Origin of the sequence: Vibrio sp. THAF64 (assembly GCF_009363455.1) — a bacterium.
Lineage (GTDB): Bacteria > Pseudomonadota > Gammaproteobacteria > Enterobacterales > Vibrionaceae > Vibrio > Vibrio coralliilyticus.
In genome coordinates, this window is sequence record NZ_CP045357.1 from 226,837 (window position 1) to 241,736 (window position 14,900).

21 protein-coding genes and 1 pseudogene are annotated in these 14,900 nt (G+C 47.9%); 18 read left to right on the forward strand and 4 right to left on the reverse strand.

Annotation, left to right across the window (positions count from 1 at the left end; translation table 11 throughout):
• Window positions 1-5: 5 nt before the first annotated feature.
• The 7 genes from FIU99_RS25845 (at window position 6) to FIU99_RS25875 (ending at window position 4,631) form a co-directional block, all read left to right on the forward strand.
• Complete coding sequence (locus tag FIU99_RS25845; RefSeq protein ID WP_152472750.1) at window positions 6-1,346, forward strand: PLP-dependent aminotransferase family protein; 1,341 nt, start codon at window positions 6-8, stop codon at window positions 1,344-1,346.
• Window positions 1,347-1,531: 185 nt separating this feature from the next.
• A complete protein-coding gene (locus FIU99_RS25850; protein WP_152472752.1) occupies window positions 1,532-1,951 on the forward strand; it encodes a hypothetical protein in 420 nt (139 codons plus the stop codon).
• 109 nt (window positions 1,952-2,060) lie between these two features.
• A complete protein-coding gene (locus FIU99_RS25855; protein WP_253899463.1) occupies window positions 2,061-2,519 on the forward strand; it encodes a YiiD C-terminal domain-containing protein in 459 nt (152 codons plus the stop codon).
• 88 nt (window positions 2,520-2,607) lie between these two features.
• Window positions 2,608-3,135, forward strand: a complete 528-nt coding sequence (locus FIU99_RS25860) for a GNAT family N-acetyltransferase (RefSeq protein ID WP_152472754.1) — start codon at window positions 2,608-2,610, stop codon at window positions 3,133-3,135.
• Window positions 3,128-3,685: a nucleotidyltransferase family protein gene (locus FIU99_RS25865; protein WP_043011698.1), complete on the forward strand. Its 558-nt coding sequence runs from the start codon at window positions 3,128-3,130 to the stop codon at window positions 3,683-3,685. Before FIU99_RS25860 ends, FIU99_RS25865 begins: the two co-directional genes overlap by 8 nt.
• Before the next feature lie 148 nt (window positions 3,686-3,833).
• Window positions 3,834-4,193 carry a nucleotide pyrophosphohydrolase gene (locus tag FIU99_RS25870; RefSeq protein WP_039951518.1) on the forward strand — a complete coding sequence of 120 codons (360 nt, stop codon included), beginning with the start codon at window positions 3,834-3,836 and terminating at the stop codon, window positions 4,191-4,193.
• 93 nt (window positions 4,194-4,286) lie between these two features.
• Window positions 4,287-4,631 (forward strand): 5-carboxymethyl-2-hydroxymuconate Delta-isomerase, encoded by a 345-nt coding sequence (locus FIU99_RS25875; RefSeq protein ID WP_095572746.1) that lies wholly within the window; start codon window positions 4,287-4,289, stop codon window positions 4,629-4,631.
• A gap of 191 nt (window positions 4,632-4,822) precedes the next feature.
• On the opposite strand, the gene FIU99_RS25880 is transcribed toward FIU99_RS25875, so the two are convergent.
• Window positions 4,823-5,365: an AlpA family transcriptional regulator gene (locus FIU99_RS25880; RefSeq protein ID WP_152472756.1), complete on the reverse strand. Its 543-nt coding sequence runs from the start codon at window positions 5,363-5,365 to the stop codon at window positions 4,823-4,825.
• Between the two features lie 501 nt (window positions 5,366-5,866).
• On the opposite strand from FIU99_RS25880, the gene FIU99_RS25885 reads away from it, so the two are divergent.
• The 8 genes and pseudogenes from FIU99_RS25885 to FIU99_RS27615 all read left to right on the forward strand — a co-directional run.
• Window positions 5,867-6,118: a TIGR03643 family protein gene (locus FIU99_RS25885; protein WP_152472758.1), complete on the forward strand. Its 252-nt coding sequence runs from the start codon at window positions 5,867-5,869 to the stop codon at window positions 6,116-6,118.
• 144 nt (window positions 6,119-6,262) lie between these two features.
• A complete protein-coding gene (locus FIU99_RS25890) occupies window positions 6,263-6,715 on the forward strand; it encodes a hypothetical protein (protein WP_152472761.1) in 453 nt (150 codons plus the stop codon).
• A gap of 122 nt (window positions 6,716-6,837) precedes the next feature.
• Window positions 6,838-7,122: a MazG nucleotide pyrophosphohydrolase domain-containing protein gene (locus tag FIU99_RS25895; protein ID WP_006958545.1), complete on the forward strand. Its 285-nt coding sequence runs from the start codon at window positions 6,838-6,840 to the stop codon at window positions 7,120-7,122.
• Window positions 7,123-7,315: 193 nt separating this feature from the next.
• Window positions 7,316-7,864 carry a class IV adenylate cyclase gene (gene cyaB, locus FIU99_RS25900; RefSeq protein WP_152472763.1) on the forward strand — a complete coding sequence of 183 codons (549 nt, stop codon included), beginning with the start codon at window positions 7,316-7,318 and terminating at the stop codon, window positions 7,862-7,864.
• Window positions 7,865-7,974: 110 nt separating this feature from the next.
• Window positions 7,975-8,205: a hypothetical protein gene (locus FIU99_RS25905; RefSeq protein ID WP_029236019.1), complete on the forward strand. Its 231-nt coding sequence runs from the start codon at window positions 7,975-7,977 to the stop codon at window positions 8,203-8,205.
• A gap of 98 nt (window positions 8,206-8,303) precedes the next feature.
• Complete coding sequence (locus FIU99_RS25910) at window positions 8,304-8,654, forward strand: cupin domain-containing protein (RefSeq protein ID WP_152472765.1); 351 nt, start codon at window positions 8,304-8,306, stop codon at window positions 8,652-8,654.
• A 605-nt stretch (window positions 8,655-9,259) separates the two neighbouring features.
• A complete protein-coding gene (locus FIU99_RS25915) occupies window positions 9,260-10,588 on the forward strand; it encodes an ATP-binding protein (protein ID WP_152472766.1) in 1,329 nt (442 codons plus the stop codon).
• A gap of 291 nt (window positions 10,589-10,879) precedes the next feature.
• A pseudogene (locus tag FIU99_RS27615) lies at window positions 10,880-11,086 on the forward strand (hypothetical protein); the annotation flags it as partial.
• Between the two features lie 15 nt (window positions 11,087-11,101).
• On the opposite strand, the gene FIU99_RS25925 reads toward FIU99_RS27615, so the two are convergent.
• Window positions 11,102-11,389, reverse strand: a complete 288-nt coding sequence (locus FIU99_RS25925) for an integrase arm-type DNA-binding domain-containing protein (protein WP_152472768.1) — start codon at window positions 11,387-11,389, stop codon at window positions 11,102-11,104.
• 126 nt (window positions 11,390-11,515) lie between these two features.
• Here FIU99_RS25925 and FIU99_RS25930 point away from each other — a divergent pair, with 126 nt between their 5' ends.
• Window positions 11,516-11,923, forward strand: coding sequence for a GFA family protein (locus tag FIU99_RS25930; RefSeq protein ID WP_080568975.1), 408 nt, complete (start codon window positions 11,516-11,518; stop codon window positions 11,921-11,923).
• A 137-nt stretch (window positions 11,924-12,060) separates the two neighbouring features.
• Window positions 12,061-12,375, forward strand: a complete 315-nt coding sequence (locus tag FIU99_RS25935; protein ID WP_154741313.1) for a DUF6678 family protein — start codon at window positions 12,061-12,063, stop codon at window positions 12,373-12,375.
• 14 nt (window positions 12,376-12,389) lie between these two features.
• On the opposite strand, the gene FIU99_RS25940 is transcribed toward FIU99_RS25935, so the two are convergent.
• Window positions 12,390-13,112 carry an NAD(P)-dependent oxidoreductase gene (locus FIU99_RS25940; protein WP_152472772.1) on the reverse strand — a complete coding sequence of 241 codons (723 nt, stop codon included), beginning with the start codon at window positions 13,110-13,112 and terminating at the stop codon, window positions 12,390-12,392.
• A gap of 94 nt (window positions 13,113-13,206) precedes the next feature.
• On the opposite strand from FIU99_RS25940, the gene FIU99_RS25945 reads away from it, so the two are divergent.
• Window positions 13,207-14,106 carry a LysR family transcriptional regulator gene (locus tag FIU99_RS25945; protein WP_152472773.1) on the forward strand — a complete coding sequence of 300 codons (900 nt, stop codon included), beginning with the start codon at window positions 13,207-13,209 and terminating at the stop codon, window positions 14,104-14,106.
• 36 nt (window positions 14,107-14,142) lie between these two features.
• Here the strand turns inward: FIU99_RS25945 and FIU99_RS25950 are convergent, their stop codons facing one another.
• The gene (locus FIU99_RS25950) at window positions 14,143-14,895 is read right to left on the reverse strand and encodes an SDR family oxidoreductase (RefSeq protein ID WP_019274892.1); all 753 of its coding nucleotides are present in this window, start codon (window positions 14,893-14,895) and stop codon (window positions 14,143-14,145) included.
• Between the last annotated feature and the right edge of the window lie 5 nt (window positions 14,896-14,900).

Consider the following 14,900-nt stretch of genomic DNA (forward strand, 5'->3'; position numbering starts at 1 on the left):
GTAGATTGAATAACCACAAATTTGTGCGTATTGCTGACACTATTGAGGAAAAAATTGATAGTGGCGAATACGCGGCCAACACTAAACTACCGACCCATCGACAGCTAGCCGATGAGCTTAACACGACCCCAGCGACGGTCGCGAAGGCCTATAAGTTGCTTAGTGACAAAGGCCGGCTTGAATCGTTTGTTGGCAAAGGCACGTTTGTGGCTGCTCACTCTGATCTGAATGAAGCCATTCAAGTGGTCAATGAAGACGCCAATTACAATTTCTCTCTTCTACAGCCTTGTTTGCATAAGAACATTCCTGCGATAAAGAACGCCTATCGACAAGCGTCTGACCTCCTCACTGAAACGCTGATTGGGTACTGTGAGGATTCGGGGCATGAAAAACACCGAGAAGCGGCCGTAAAGTGGGCCCAACAGTATGGGTTGGAAGGCGGGAGTATCGATAACACCCTACTCACCAATGGGGCTCAACATGCCCTCTCTCTACTCGTAGAAACGTTAACTGAGCCCGGTGATACCATTTTAGTCGAATCCCTGACTTACCCAGGAATATTGGCCATTGCGAATTTATCTAACCGCAACGTTGTCGGCGTTGACTTAGACGAACATGGCCTCTGTCCATCAGCGCTGGACAGCGCGATTCAACAATACTCACCGACTCTCATCATTGTCATTCCGTGCCATCAGAACCCCACTGGCGTTTCGATGCCCGAAGTCAGAAAAAAAGAAATCGCTCAGATCATCAATCAGCATCAAGTTTGGTTGGTGGAAGATGACATCTATTGCTTCTTAGATGAACGGCCCATTCCCCCCATTGCTAACTTTGCACCCGATTACACCTTTCATGTCACCGCGTTGTCTAAAGCCATTAGCCCGGCCATGCGGTGTGGGTTCATTAAAGCACCGGATAGTCAGATTGCCTTGTTAAACGCTCACATACGAGCCAATATCTGGCTGTCATCGCCTATCAACTACATTGCCGCAACGTTACTTATCGAGTCAGGTGAAGCCTTCACCCTTGCCTCGAATCAAAGAGACATGGCGTCGAGCCGACAAAAAATCGCTCGCGAGATTTTTTCATTGAATGGTGTCCATTCTACTGGCTACCATGTTTGGTTATCTTTACCCGAACATTGGCAACAAGATAGGTTTACGATGGAAGCCAAGAACCGCGGATTAATTGTCACCAGCGGCAGTTATTTCAGTGTAGATGGCTCCAGCACGCAGCACATCCGGCTTTCACTTACCTCAATCAGTCAAGAAGGTAAACTGATTGAAGGACTCAAACAAATACGGGATCTCCTAAATACAAGCCCGAATGCCTTTATGCCTTTCTGATCGGCGCAGGGGGTCAGAGGCGGGCTTTTTGAGCCACTCAACGGTTTCATCACGCGACCGCTATGGCACATTGGTAAAAAAGACTATTCGCAAAATTATCACTTATTTTGAGTGAAATTGCTTTGCGAAGTTTTCCATTTTGAGTTTTTTTACTACCAAGACACCGTTGTTTCTGTGAAATTGGTTTGAGAGCAGTTGGAAGCGGTATCGTTGAAGCCATAAAATATCAACTGGGCATCGATCTCAACCGTGAAATGGTTCGAATCAACTTAGGCTTGACGCCTGCTCAACCGACGAGTACGTTTGAGTATGCAAAAGTTGTGTCTTTGTTTGCGCATGACGAAGGTGAGATTGTATCGATATCCTCCATTGAGGATTTTAACCCGAGTGTTTATCCGTTCGTGAAAATCAATCGTTGTCTCGGTCAGCAAAACAGGCCTCCGAGACACAACACGGACTTTGTCGCGACTTTTGCCATGGTTGACAATGCTCCAGACAACCTCGAAATGAAGGCAGTAGCACTCTACGATTTATTCGACTGTCAGATCACGGAACCTAAAGAGGGGAACTTTTCAGAGCATCCCCCTCTTGAAACGCCTGAATGACATGCATTTTGGAGGTCATCGATTGACCTCCTCTTTTGCGTTTTGTCTTTAAGGTGGTATACAGAAGTTTCGGCAGTGCGTTGTTCGCCCTTTAACTGGAGATCACAACTTGAAAGAACACGAACTAGAATCCTATTTGCATGCACAAATCCCCGCTTCCAAGGCATTAAAGATAGGGGTTACGAGTTGCAGTCAACAAAAGATAGAATTGTTGGCGCCTCTTGAACCCAATATTAACCATAAGAATACAGCCTTTGGCGGAAGCCTTTCTGTCATCGCCATCTTAGCCGGTTGGTCATTGGTTTATATGCGCTTAAATGGTGTTCATAATGAAATCGTTATTCAGGAAAGTGCCATGACCTATTTGAAGCCAGCACATGGCCCATTTACGGCCACCAGCTTTTATGAAGACAGCAAGGACTGGTCGACGTTTCATCGTGCTTTTGCTCGACGTGGCCGCGGACGCATTAACGTCAGCAGTGATATTCTTTGTGGAGATGAGGTCGTGGCCACTTTCCAAGGTACCTATGTGGCGTTTAATAAAGAGTTCACCGCACACGGCGCTTAACGCCGATCCTCGGTGTATGGCGTTTATGGTGAAAGGATTGCCCTTGCTCACCCCTTAATCGGTCGTTCGCCTTCTGAATGGAGAATAAATGGAATTATGCAAAGCTTCAGATGAAGCACATTGGGAATTAGCTTCGAATATGTTGCTCGAAGTTGTCGAGCGTTGTAATGCCCGTCAAGTCCCCCTGTGGACGCACGAACAAGTGCAGATCACCGCCTTAAAAACCGCATACTCGTTAGACAGCTTGTACTTTCTCAAACATGGCGGCGAGTATGTGGGGTGTGTATTTCTCTCCCTTGGCGCCGATGACTTCTGGAAAGAGCTGCCCATCGATTCAAACAGTTTATTTTTTCACAAACTCGCGCTTATCGATGCTTCTAGCGCCCAAGGGTTGGGAGCGTTGGCGTTATCTGAAATCTTGTCACTCGCGAAGCAATGGAACTGCGAATGGTTACGGTGTGATTGTCATGGTGGCCGAGTGCGTCTGCGCCATTTTTATGAGCAATTTGGTTTTGAGTTTGTCGATAGACAAGAAATGTATGGTTTTGACGTCGCTCGATACCAAATCAAGGTGTTGAACACCGCTCCACAATGTTTAGTAAGTCAAGATGCTTAAACAAAAGCTCCGGCATCTGATCCAGCAAGTTCCTGAGTTAATGGAAACCGCCGAAGCGTGTCGTGACGTCGGGTTACCACATTTCTACATCGCGGGCGGTGCCATTACTCAAGTCATCTGGAATAGCCTCATCAATGAGCCGCTTCTCGCTCAAGTGAAAGACGTTGATGTTGTCTACTTTGATCGCTCTGCGCTCACCTCTGAAGCGGCGTTTAAACGTCGTATTCGTTCGCGGTTAACGCATAACATCGACATTGATGTCAAAAACCAAGCCATCATACATGAGCGTTATGCGAAGAAGTTTGGTTGCGCCATCGAGCCATATGAGTGTGTCGAGCAAGGTATCGAATCTTGGCTATCCGCTTTCGCGATTGGCTTTACTCTTGATAAGTCAGGCCACCCTCGCTTGTTTGCGCCCTACGGATTGGAAGACGCCTTTGCTATGTTGATTAAGCCGAACAAGCAAGCTATGACCGAAGCGAACTACGACAAAATGACCGCTGGCTATAAGGCTAGGTGGCAGACAATACAGGTGCTCTCTTGGCGTTGATCGACAACAAACGATGCAAGCGGGTGGCTTTTTTGTTGTCCGAAGGTTGACCATTGAACTGGGCTTCGACGGCGTCGACATGCCCGTACTTACCCGTTAACCGGGTGTCAGTATTTACAATCACACTCGATACATTGAGAGGAATATGATGAGAAAATCCGTTTATGTGGCCGGGAGCTTCAAGAGCCTGGAACAAATGCAGGCGGTACGCGACACGCTACTCGACGCAGGTATTCAAACAACGATGTCAGAGCCTTCGCCACACAATGGTATCGACGGTTGCTTGCAGCGCATCCGTGAAGCTGACGTCACCTACATTCTAAATTTCAACGGTTACCTTGGCAAAAGTGTTGCTATGGACATAGGCTATGCACTTGGGCTGGGAAAGCCAGTCTACGCGCTAGAGCCGATTTCAGACCCTGATATTACGCATTTGTTGGACAAGATCGTTACCCCCGACGACATCATTGCAGAACTGGGCGACACAGACCCACAACACGTGGCATGATGATCAGGCGTTGAGCATATCAAGGTGGCCGGCGGCGGCTTGCCTAACGCGGCTCAGAGAAGATGAGCCATACCACCCTAGTAAGGAGGAATGATGCCCCATTTTGTTCTCGATTGTTCAGACAGTATTTTAGCTGTTCACGATGAAGCGTATATTCTCGAACAGATGTTTTTGGTGACGCACGCGACAGGGTTGTTTGATGCCAATGACATCAAGATCAGAATCAACCCTTTCCAACAATACTCAGTGGGTAATAAGCGAGAAGCGTTTATTCATGTGTTTGCGTCTATCATGCAAGGGAGAACGACGGAGGAGAAGGCGAGGCTCTCTCAGCAAGTCGTGTCCACACTGGTCACCTTGTTTCCGAAGGTTCCCAATATCGCGATGAACATCAGTGACTTTGAACAAGCGACGTATTGTAATCGTGCCATGCTGTAGAACACTACCAATCAAGCCTTCAATTGAGTAAGGCCAGTGCAAGTTTGGGTTTCGTGTCTGCGACGCCCAAGTTCAGGCATGATGGGTGGGTTGCACACACCTTTACACCGTGTGAAGCAAAAAAAAACCGCCATTGACATGGCGGCGAGTTCAAATTTAATAACCTATGGTTGTTATTATAAGTACATCGGCTAACTAGCCAATAATTGATTTGTAATGGATTTTATCTCTTCCAGTTCATTACGGTTTCTTATTTTTAGCGATGTGTTTATTTTAGATGTAATTCTTGCATTCTGCGCTAATTCGTTTTCAATAATCCTTTTAGAACTTAACCACTCTGAGACTTCAGCCCAATCATATAGCGGAGTCTTGCCCGATACTCTTAAATAAGGACAGGGGAAAGTACCATCTCCTCTTCGACCCGTACTGTATTTTGATAGAGCAGAACGAGTCATATCAGACAATTCTGCAGCATCTGATAGCCCTATATACTGGCCTGCATCTATACTAATCACCACCAATTTTGTGATTTTTTCGATTTGCTTTATGGCTGAAAGAGTAGCTTCCATATAACTGATGGACTCTCTATCAAAATCTAAAAGCACTGCATTGTTCCTCATGACAACGATACAATCATCAACACCGGCATCAATCAAGTCGTCTCCAATCTCTACAATGGGATCTTGGTATTCTTCTATACCCTTTGCTACGAGGGTAAACTCGTAATATTTCATATTGTTACTCCTGCTAGTTTGCAACGGGATAAGCTGAAAAGATAGCCGCAAATTTATGCGGCTTTCGGTGTCGAATCAATGCGAACTTCGCATAAACAGTTCCGGTGGTTGGCTGCCGTTTTAGTGCAACGCAATACGCCTTTACAATGACGCGTTCCTTTTGGTACCCAATCCCATCCATTTTTGACAGCATCAACAATGACATCATTAATGTCTTTATTAGGGTGGTACTTCGCGATCCATTGTCTCCCATAGTTTGTATTGAAAATTGAATTCAAAAACGAGCAGCTAAATAGCAACTCCGTCTACAATTGTAGACAAACTCTTCCCATGCGTACGCAGGTGTAGACAATCTTACTAGGCGAACCGGCAAAACTGACGCCCTACACTTGGCCTTTACCATTCATGGTAACGCTTAACGGGCACCAGGGATACGTGGTCTTTGAACCGATCCGCCGATTCCCTCGTAGAAGAATGCTTTTCAGCGAGAGGGGATTTGACATGGAACTGAGCCCGGAGATAGAGTCCAGAATCATAGAAATGGCCTGGGAAGATCGCACGCCCTTTGAGGCCATCGAATTGCAATTTGGTTTGAATGAATCCAAAGTGATTCTGTTAATGCGTGGACGGCTCAAGCCGAGCAGTTTTAAATTGTGGCGTGCGCGTGTGTCGGGTCGTAAAACCAAGCACAAGAAATTGCGACGCTCTGATATCATGAGAGGTTATTGTCCTACCCAGTATAAACCGCGATAATACCCTGCCCCTCACAAGACATGGTCGCGTGATCCACTGCAATAGGCACCCTTCGCTCAGCCTGTCTTGTGTTGGTAGCCCAACGGTTTAGATACGGCGTCAGCCATAGGCACACCTTAACTTGACGTTATGTAAAGAGAACAGATGGATAACTACGTAGATATTTGGTTTTTGGTTACCGCAGCGGTTTTTGTTCTTAGCGTGTTATCGGCGCTGGGGATGGGGTGCTGGGGTAAAAGCAATCTCGCCTTATTCGTACTGACCGGGGTGGCATTTTTAAGCGGGATACTGTTTTTCTCCCAGACGTACCAAATCAGAACGATACTGGCCGAAGAGCTCAATCCATCCAGTTTTGTTATCGAGTCCGATGCCGATATTGACGACACTCAATTACTGGATGCGCTCACCCACAAAAGGTATGTCACCACCAATAGAACACGGCCCTTGTCTAAGCGCAAAGTCAGGATCGCGGGTAAGCATGGTGAAATCGAGTTACTCGTTGCCGAAGATTCCGACAATAGGCATATCTTTTGGGTGTATTATCCCAAATACAGGTACAGCCGTATCAATGAAATTGGCAAGGTCCGCCTTCGCTGAAATGTGCATGCCAAGCGGTAACACGTTTGGTCTGTTGTAATTCATTGTTAGAATTGAAGTCACCTCTCTTGCATCTTAACGTGGCGTTAGACGCAGCTAATGGAAAACGTAAATAGGAAATTATGAAGTTATCTGAGTTACAAAGTCATATCAAAATGTTCGACCATGCTCCGGAATTACCAGACCATTACTTCCTCAAATTAGTCGAAGAAATGGGGGAATTGTCAGAATCGATTCGCCATGGAAAACGGGGTCAACCCAGTTTAGAGGATCTTAAGGGCTCCATTGCCGAAGAGTTATATGATGTCCTGTATTATGTTTGCGCGTTGGCCAATATCTATGAGGTGGATCTTGAGCAAACTCATGAACTCAAGGAAGTACTAAACAAGGTGAAGTACAACCGTTAACCCCTATTCCCGGCACGAGGCGTGTCAGGTCGATACCCAACGACGGGCACTCTGCATTCCACCTTGGGTGTCGTCGTTACAACGCAGAGATGGAGGTGACGTGATAACCTAACCCACACCTTAATGCGTTGTTTTGCCTGAACGCCTGTTTCTCTCCTGTGGTAACATTCTCATTTTGCTTGGGGACCACCACATGAACAATGAGCATTTTCAAGGTCAATACGAGGTCGAGCTTAAGTATCGCCTAGCGTCGAAGGCAGCTTTCCTGGGCATCCTGGAAAACATACCCCATGAGGTTATGATAGAGGACAATCTGGAATCCGATTGGTATTTTGATACCCCAGACCAAGCCTTGTCCCAGCAGAACAAAAGTGTCTGTATTCGGACCATGCAGCCCTCGGGCATCCAACTTTGGATCGTGAAAGGCCCAGAAGCAGACCGATGCGAGGCCACCAATATCACCGATGCCACCAAGGCAAGAAGTATGCTTGAAACCATGGGGTACGAAATAGTCTTAAAGGCGACCAAAACTCGCAGCATTTATTTCGTCGGTCAGTTTCACATCACGGTCGACACGTTAGACGGCATTGGGGATTTTGCCGAGTTTGCCATCATGACAGACGAGGAATCGATGTTAGTGACTTATAAGTCACAGCTTGAAGCGCTCGCCTGCCAGTTTGGACTGACAGAGTCGGCCTTGCAGACAAAATCCTACAAACAGATGTACGCGGAAAATCAATAAGTATGACGACCCTTGGCCTTGGTTTCACGTACTCGGCAGAAACATCGCTCCCCGCGCTGAATCGGCATCAGGGTAGCCCCTACAGTTTGGAGTTCATTACATTGGTTCAAATATACGGTTCTCAAGAAACCAAAGCCTTCTGCTGTCATTGTAAAAAAGTGACGCTTCACAAGTATCAAGGCTTCTCTTCGTCTCACGAACGTAAGGACACGAGCGTCAACGGATTCTTCTCGGGCCTGTTCGCGGCCATCGCCAGTGCCCTGATGGAAGGGCAAGCTACCGGCGATTATCAATGTACCGCGTGTGGCACTTCCCTGCATACCCCTGATCATTTAGGCTGAGATTCGTCGCCTGCCAGGGTCGCACTTCCCTCTGGTGGTGCATGGCGTGATGAGGCCTTACCGCTTTGGGGCCATGATCAAAAAGGAATTCAGAGAAAGTGATACGTAACTTTTACACTTGCGACAAAGAAGTAGATACAAATAGCCATGATGGAGAAGGGGCTATCGACATCTATCGTGCGTTCAGGCGGAAAGATTTCGATGGTGCTTGGGATTTCGCGATTCGTGTCGTGATGCCACCGGGGAGCTCGATGGGCGAACATACTCATGGCGATGATGAAGAAATGTACATCATTTTGAAAGGCGAAGGCACTATGATCATTGAAGGTGAGAAAAGACCGGTGTCCGATGGGGACATGATCGTCAATCAACGCTTTGGCACCCATGGTTTGGTCAATACCTCAAACCATGACATCGAGCTATTGATCATCCAAGCCAGTCTCAAGTAAATCACCCATTCCCACGGTATCAAAGTCAGTCAGCGCGTACTGTGCTGACTCCGTGTCGGTGGCCTCGATTAGCTCCATCCTAAGCTTTTGCACAATAACCATAAAATATTAATTGAATGAATAGGTTACTTTCGATAAGTATAGAATCCCATTCAAACGTAAATAAGGGTTAGCACGAAGAGACTCATCACAATGACGCCGATTCTTTGCTCCCATTCTGTTTTTGCTGGCGCACTCGTCCAGACGCCAAAGTGGTTTCTGTAGAAAACACACTGAACCAAGACTCAAATACCCTTGTCGTCAATATTTCTGGTGGCACAGGCCATATAAAGTAACTGTTGTTGTCGAAATTCTCGCTTTAAGAGCGGTGGCATGAGTTGACGAGAACCAATTGTTAGTCATATTACATCCCTTGAGATTGTGAATGCTGTGTCCAAATCTGTAGAGTAGATCAGAGACCGTTTTAGCTTGAACACGACCCTTTCACATTGATGGTGATGAGCCTTTCACCTGACGACTCGCACCTCTTTAGTGGTTCATCTTCCTTTTAATGCGCATAAAAGAGTAATGTGACATTGACGATACATTGCCGAAAGAGTGATTGGATGAAACGTACGCTGCTTGACCACCTGCTCGCTTGGAAGAGCAAGAAGATTAGAAAGCCTTTATTGATTGATGGTGCTAGACAAACAGGGAAAACGTTCTTATTGCAAGAATTGCTCGGAAAAACGTTTGAAAACGTGCTAAGAATTGACTTCTTGGAAAACCCAGAGTTCATGGACGCTTTCTCCGGATCGCTATCTCCGGATGACATTATCACCAATATTGAACTACTCACAGGAAACGTCTTCAATCCTTCCACCGATCTGCTCATCCTTGATGAGATCGGAGAATGTCCAAGAGCAGTGACGGCGCTTAAGTACTTTGCTGAAAAAGCCCCTGAAGCTTATGTTGCAGCGAGTGGCTTCAACATCGGCTTACTCACGTCTTTTCCTGTGGGCAAAGTCGAACAGCACAACTTAAGGCCTTTGACCTTTAAAGAATTTGTCTGGGCATCAGGTGAAAATGCACTGCTGAACGCCTTTGAAAGACAGCTAAACGCACCAGCCGCACACACCAAACTGTTCGATCTTCTTACCGATTACTACTTCGTTGGCGGTATGCCTGAAGCCGTTCGCTCCTGGTTCGAACATTCTGAACTTAGCGTCATTGAGCGTCTTGAAGCGGTCTCGGAGGTACATAAAAACTTAATCGAAGGTTACATGCGTGACTTTGGAAAATACTCTGGAAAAGTCGATGCACAGTTAATTGAGTCCGTTTTTCGAAGCATTCCAGCCCAACTTTCATCAGTCTATGACGACTCCGTGAAGCGTTTTAAATTCAAAGGGGTCCATGAACGCAAATCGCGTTATGCTGAATATGAAAGCGCCATCGCCTGGCTTCATAAATGCAGACTCGCTTTAAAAAATCACCCAATAGAAGGGCAACCAAGAACTCCAATGGCGGCCTATCAGAAGGAAAACACGGTCAAACTCTTCCTGTTTGATGTCGGGCTACTTAACCATATGCTGGGCACTGGTTATCGTGAAATCAAGCAACAAGGTTATGAGTATAAAGGCTATGTCGCGGAAAATTATGTTCAACAAGAAATCGCAGCACTCGGCATTGAGCCTAGCTTTTCTTGGGGGGATGCCCGCGCAGAAATCGAGTTCATCGTTACTGATGATCTCGGCCGCGTCATTCCCGTTGAAGTTAAAAGTGGCAAACGCACACGAGCCAAATCATTGCAATCGTATATCGAGAAGTGCCGCCCTCACAAAACGATTAAGCTTACGGGGACTCAAGGCTCGCCAGCTACTGAGACCAAACATATTGTGATGCCTCTGTACTACACCGAATACTTACCTGAGCACCTAAAGGGGAGCAATGAGTAGGATTACGCCTCTTTTTGTATGGTAGGGATCAGGGGAAATCACCGCCGCCACGGCCAATCTGATTCACCAGCGACCAGTCCAGTCTGCTGACGTACAATCCGTTGTCTACCGAGCGCTTTCTTAGCGTTGTTAAAATGCGTAGACACAAAGCACGCATTGCATGGGTTTTATCGGCTGTAATCTTGGGGCAGAAGAGCATCGCCTGAATGTTCCGCCAGATAGCTGAGTGCGTCAATCACTCGGAGGCGTGCTAACAAGTTGTCTTCATGACATGGGTCGAGTTCGAATGTGGTGGTGCTCAATAAGGAGGATACGGACTACAAGTGGTGCAGTTTCGACGAAGCCTTAACGCTCGCCTCCTTTCCCAATCAGCATGCCGTGTTTCAGCACGTGTGGTCGCACTTTGTTCAACGGCCCGTGAGTGCACTCTATCGGGCCAATGTCTGTCAACTCCTTAAAAATGAACGTTTTGTTCGTTTTTTCATAGCGTTCAAATAAAATGAACACTTTAAATTAATGAACACATTTCAATCTTAGTAGGGATGGGGCATCTCCCATTCGTGGGAGACTAACGAAAATTACGGTTTTTTCGCGGGCTGACGCTAATATCATATCAGGTAAAACGCCTAGCCCACTGTTTTTTCTCTTCTTTGTGGTTGGGTGTATGTAGTTGAATATCCATGACTTAGTTCCATTTGGCTTTACTCGAAGCAGGAGTCCGTTGCCATCACCTAGTGAGTAGTTTCGATCTTTAGGTTTACTGACCTGGATAGGGAACAAAGGTTGGGTGATTCTCGCCATTTCTCTCTTCCGTGTATTTGGTGGGGCACTGAACGTTTGAATCGGCGCCCGTGTTTAAGGCACAATGGTTGCTCTTAACTGAATGCGGCTAAAGCCACATCTTGATTTAGACACCATGGAACCAAAATGTACAAAGGAAGTTGTTTATGTGGCTCAATCCAATTCGAGCTACACGGTGGAATTACCGACCCCATCTATTGCCACTGCTCTCGATGCCGAAAAGCGAGTGGTAGCGCCTTTGCCACTAATGGGTATGTGAATACGTCGGAACTCCAACTGACTGATGAAAAAGGCACGCTGACCTATTACGAGAGCAGTGTTGGAAAACGGAAGTACTTTTGTTCGACATGCGGTGCGCCAATCTACAGCTCAAATTCGGCCACCCCGGACAAAGTGAGGATCCGTCTCGGCGCTATCGACAGTGACATCACCGAAAGGCCCATTTCACACAACTTCATCACCTCAAAAGGCAACTGGGAAGAGCTCGACACAACGTTACCAAGGTATGAAGGGCACGAACCCTCAAGAAAATAGTGGCGCGTTTTGGCCTAACCATCGACTGAAAAGGACATTCAGCCCTATTATGTTGGGCTTGTGATAGCAGGATGCTCAAGTCTTATGGCTGGCGTTGCTCACCACTTAGCAGTCCGTTATCGAGCAGGAGCCTGAAGATGCACGGTGTCATGAATACGACAAAATGGAATGAGCTATGGACAGCGATGTGTACCCTGCATCCGCGTCCAAGATGGCGAACGCGCGAGGTAGACAGTGGTTATGTTTCCGACTGGGACAGAGACTGGTTTTACCATTTTAGGGCATCCAGTTTTCGCACCATTGAATGGGTAGAAATCACGACAGACACCCCCTCTCAGCACCAGTCCGTCAAAACCGTGTTACGCAAAATCCATGTGCCTGCCGATGAGCTAGACAGTGGCTTTAAAATATACGGGTATATTCCTGATGCTAAGTATGTTGACTATCTTTGAGTGATTCGTCTGCGTTACGGGTTGTTATACAAGACGGGCATGTCCTGTTTCCATCGGCTCCACGTTTGAGGCGAACCAACCAATTCGACCATAAAGTGCGCTACATTGATACGGCTGCTCTTCCTTGGGGCAAACAGCGGATCACACGTGGGCGATGCATGAACCGAAAACTCGGTCTTGAATGGGTGATCCACTAAGCTGTCAGGCCTGACGGCGACCCACTCCAAATACGGGGAAGTATCGCCCACCTGGTCTTGCAGGTATCGGGCGGCCTCTTCATTGTCCACATGGGGCGGGAGGAGTTGTCTGATGAGCTGGATCACCATGCGATGTCGCCACGACACGACCTCCCCTCTTCGTCGATTTTGAAAGCCCGTCGTACTCATCAACACCAACTTGATCGGCTGCGACGGTTTGAGTTGGGCCGCCGCTTGGCATATCCGTTTGATCGTGTCTGAGACCAGTTTTCTAGGCTGGCCGTAAATGCCGTTCAACGTCAAATTGTGTCCCAAACAGCAAATGACCGCTTCACACTCGCGCAGATGGCCCATGAGTTGTGCCTCTGACAAATCCAATACGTTGGACACCACGATGTCCAAAGACTCACAAGCGATCAGGTCCCTGTCCACGCGCTCTAGCGCGCGCACGACGACTTTAACGCGGTCACCCCGCGAGAGTAGCTCTCTGACCACGAGCCGTCCGGTTGCCCCGGTTGCACCTAAAACCAACACTGCCATAACCTGCCTCGAATAAAACCATTGTGCTGACACTATATCCATGCATATAGTTAATAGTAATTACTGAAAAATGCATAAAGGCATACAAATTTGTATGAACTGGACAGCCATTTCGTTCGATTGGAATCGAACCCGCGCCTTTTTGGCGACAGCTGAGCTTGGCAGCTTGTCGGCGGCCGCTCACTCTTTGAATGTGACCCAACCGACCCTAAGCCGCCAGGTTTCCGCCCTAGAACATGAGCTTGGTGTGGCACTTTTTGAGCGCTCAGCGCAGAAATTAACTCTCACGCGCAGTGGTATAGAATTGCTTCATATCGCGCGCGAAATGGGCGATGTGGCGCACAAGTTTTCGATGGTGGCCAGTGGTCAATCAGAAGATCTGAACGGCGTGGTGGTCCTATCCGTTTGTCAGCTTGATGCGATGTATCGGCTGCCTTCGATCCTGGCCAAGTTGAGACGTGTCGAGCCCAAACTGTCCATTGACCTGGTCGTCACAAACCAGGTCAGTGATCTCAAACGCAGGGATGCCGATATCGCGCTCCGCAGCGCGCAACCCACTCAGCCAAGTCTCATCGCAAAGAAGCTCGGCGATGAACGGGTGTCTTTGTACGGCACCAGAGCGTACCTGACACCGTTCATCGAGGCCCAATCCATTGAGGATGTCCCCGAACTGCAAATCATCGGCTTTGGCAACAACGGGCCCATTATGACGCAATTTTCCCATCACGGCTGGTCGTTGAACGAGGATAACTTCAAGCTTTCTACCGACTTTCAGCCTGCACAACTCGCGCTGTGCAAACAACATTTGGGTGTGATGTATTTGCCAGAGGACATTGCGGCACAAGAGCCACAGTTGATGCGAGCGCCGGACGGTTTGTTTCCAACCATGCAGCTCCCACTGTGGCTCGTCTGTCATGAGGAACTCAAAACGAACAGACGGGTTCGCCGCGTGTTTGATCTCTTAGCGGCGGAGTTGACCATCCTCGACGAATGACCGTCCCCTCTCACTGGATGGACAGCACCACACCATTTACAAACAATAACCGCCGTCAACGGTGATGTGGGCCCCTCGCAGCGCGAGTGAACTTGAGCTGGTGAGAAATTCAAGACTCGACAGCATTTCCGTCGGCTCTAGCATTCGGCCTAAAGGCAAATTCGCTAAGCTTGCGTTAAGCTCGTCAATTTGATGCTCGCTCATACCTGCCTTACTTTGGATCTCGGTGGCCGTCACGCCCGGTCTGAGGTAGTTGATCCGGACGCCTTGGGGAGCCAGTTCCAGATTCAAAACGTTCGCGTACGCTTCGAAGGCCGCTTTACTGGCGCTGTAGCTCGACGCGGTTGGAAAGGCTCGCTCGACGACAATACTTGAAACATAGACCACGCTGCAGGGATCATTGAGGACAGGCAGTAAGGCTTGAAGAAGCATCGCTGGGCCGGTGAAATTCACCGACATTGTTGTCATCAGCTCACTCTGTGTGGTTTCGCTAAAGTGCCTGGGGTGAAACACCCCCGCATTCAAAATCACCGCGTCGAGTGTGCCGACGTTGTGGCGAATGTCAGACACAAGTGCCGGGTAATGCTGGGCGTTCGCATTGTCACACAATAGGCCAAGTATCTGATCCGGCGAATGGGCGTCATCGCGTAGCCTCGCGGTGGCGCTGGCAATTCTCTCTTGATCACGGCCGGTAAACACCACGCGCCAACCTTGTTTTACGTACTGCTTTGCCGCTTCAAAACCAATACCTGAGGTTGCGCCTGTGATTAAAATCGTTTGAAAAGACATGGTAT

Excerpts from the sequence above, each read along its gene's own strand:
- FIU99_RS25860 (WP_152472754.1), top strand. The coding sequence starts at position 2,608 with ATGGAATTATGCAAAGCTTCAGATGAAGCACATTGGGAATTAGCTTCG.
- FIU99_RS25865 (WP_043011698.1), top strand. The coding sequence starts at position 3,128 with ATGCTTAAACAAAAGCTCCGGCATCTGATCCAGCAAGTTCCTGAGTTA.
- FIU99_RS25870 (WP_039951518.1), top strand. The coding sequence starts at position 3,834 with ATGAGAAAATCCGTTTATGTGGCCGGGAGCTTCAAGAGCCTGGAACAA.
- FIU99_RS25875 (WP_095572746.1), top strand. The coding sequence starts at position 4,287 with ATGCCCCATTTTGTTCTCGATTGTTCAGACAGTATTTTAGCTGTTCAC.
- FIU99_RS25880 (WP_152472756.1), bottom strand. The coding sequence starts at position 5,365 with ATGAAATATTACGAGTTTACCCTCGTAGCAAAGGGTATAGAAGAATAC.
- FIU99_RS25885 (WP_152472758.1), top strand. The coding sequence starts at position 5,867 with ATGGAACTGAGCCCGGAGATAGAGTCCAGAATCATAGAAATGGCCTGG.
- FIU99_RS25890 (WP_152472761.1), top strand. The coding sequence starts at position 6,263 with ATGGATAACTACGTAGATATTTGGTTTTTGGTTACCGCAGCGGTTTTT.
- FIU99_RS25895 (WP_006958545.1), top strand. The coding sequence starts at position 6,838 with ATGAAGTTATCTGAGTTACAAAGTCATATCAAAATGTTCGACCATGCT.
- cyaB (WP_152472763.1), top strand. The coding sequence starts at position 7,316 with ATGAACAATGAGCATTTTCAAGGTCAATACGAGGTCGAGCTTAAGTAT.
- FIU99_RS25915 (WP_152472766.1), top strand. The coding sequence starts at position 9,260 with ATGAAACGTACGCTGCTTGACCACCTGCTCGCTTGGAAGAGCAAGAAG.
- FIU99_RS25925 (WP_152472768.1), bottom strand. The coding sequence starts at position 11,389 with ATGGCGAGAATCACCCAACCTTTGTTCCCTATCCAGGTCAGTAAACCT.
- FIU99_RS25930 (WP_080568975.1), top strand. The coding sequence starts at position 11,516 with ATGTACAAAGGAAGTTGTTTATGTGGCTCAATCCAATTCGAGCTACAC.
- FIU99_RS25935 (WP_154741313.1), top strand. The coding sequence starts at position 12,061 with ATGCACGGTGTCATGAATACGACAAAATGGAATGAGCTATGGACAGCG.
- FIU99_RS25940 (WP_152472772.1), bottom strand. The coding sequence starts at position 13,112 with ATGGCAGTGTTGGTTTTAGGTGCAACCGGGGCAACCGGACGGCTCGTG.
- FIU99_RS25945 (WP_152472773.1), top strand. The coding sequence starts at position 13,207 with ATGAACTGGACAGCCATTTCGTTCGATTGGAATCGAACCCGCGCCTTT.
- FIU99_RS25950 (WP_019274892.1), bottom strand. The coding sequence starts at position 14,895 with ATGTCTTTTCAAACGATTTTAATCACAGGCGCAACCTCAGGTATTGGT.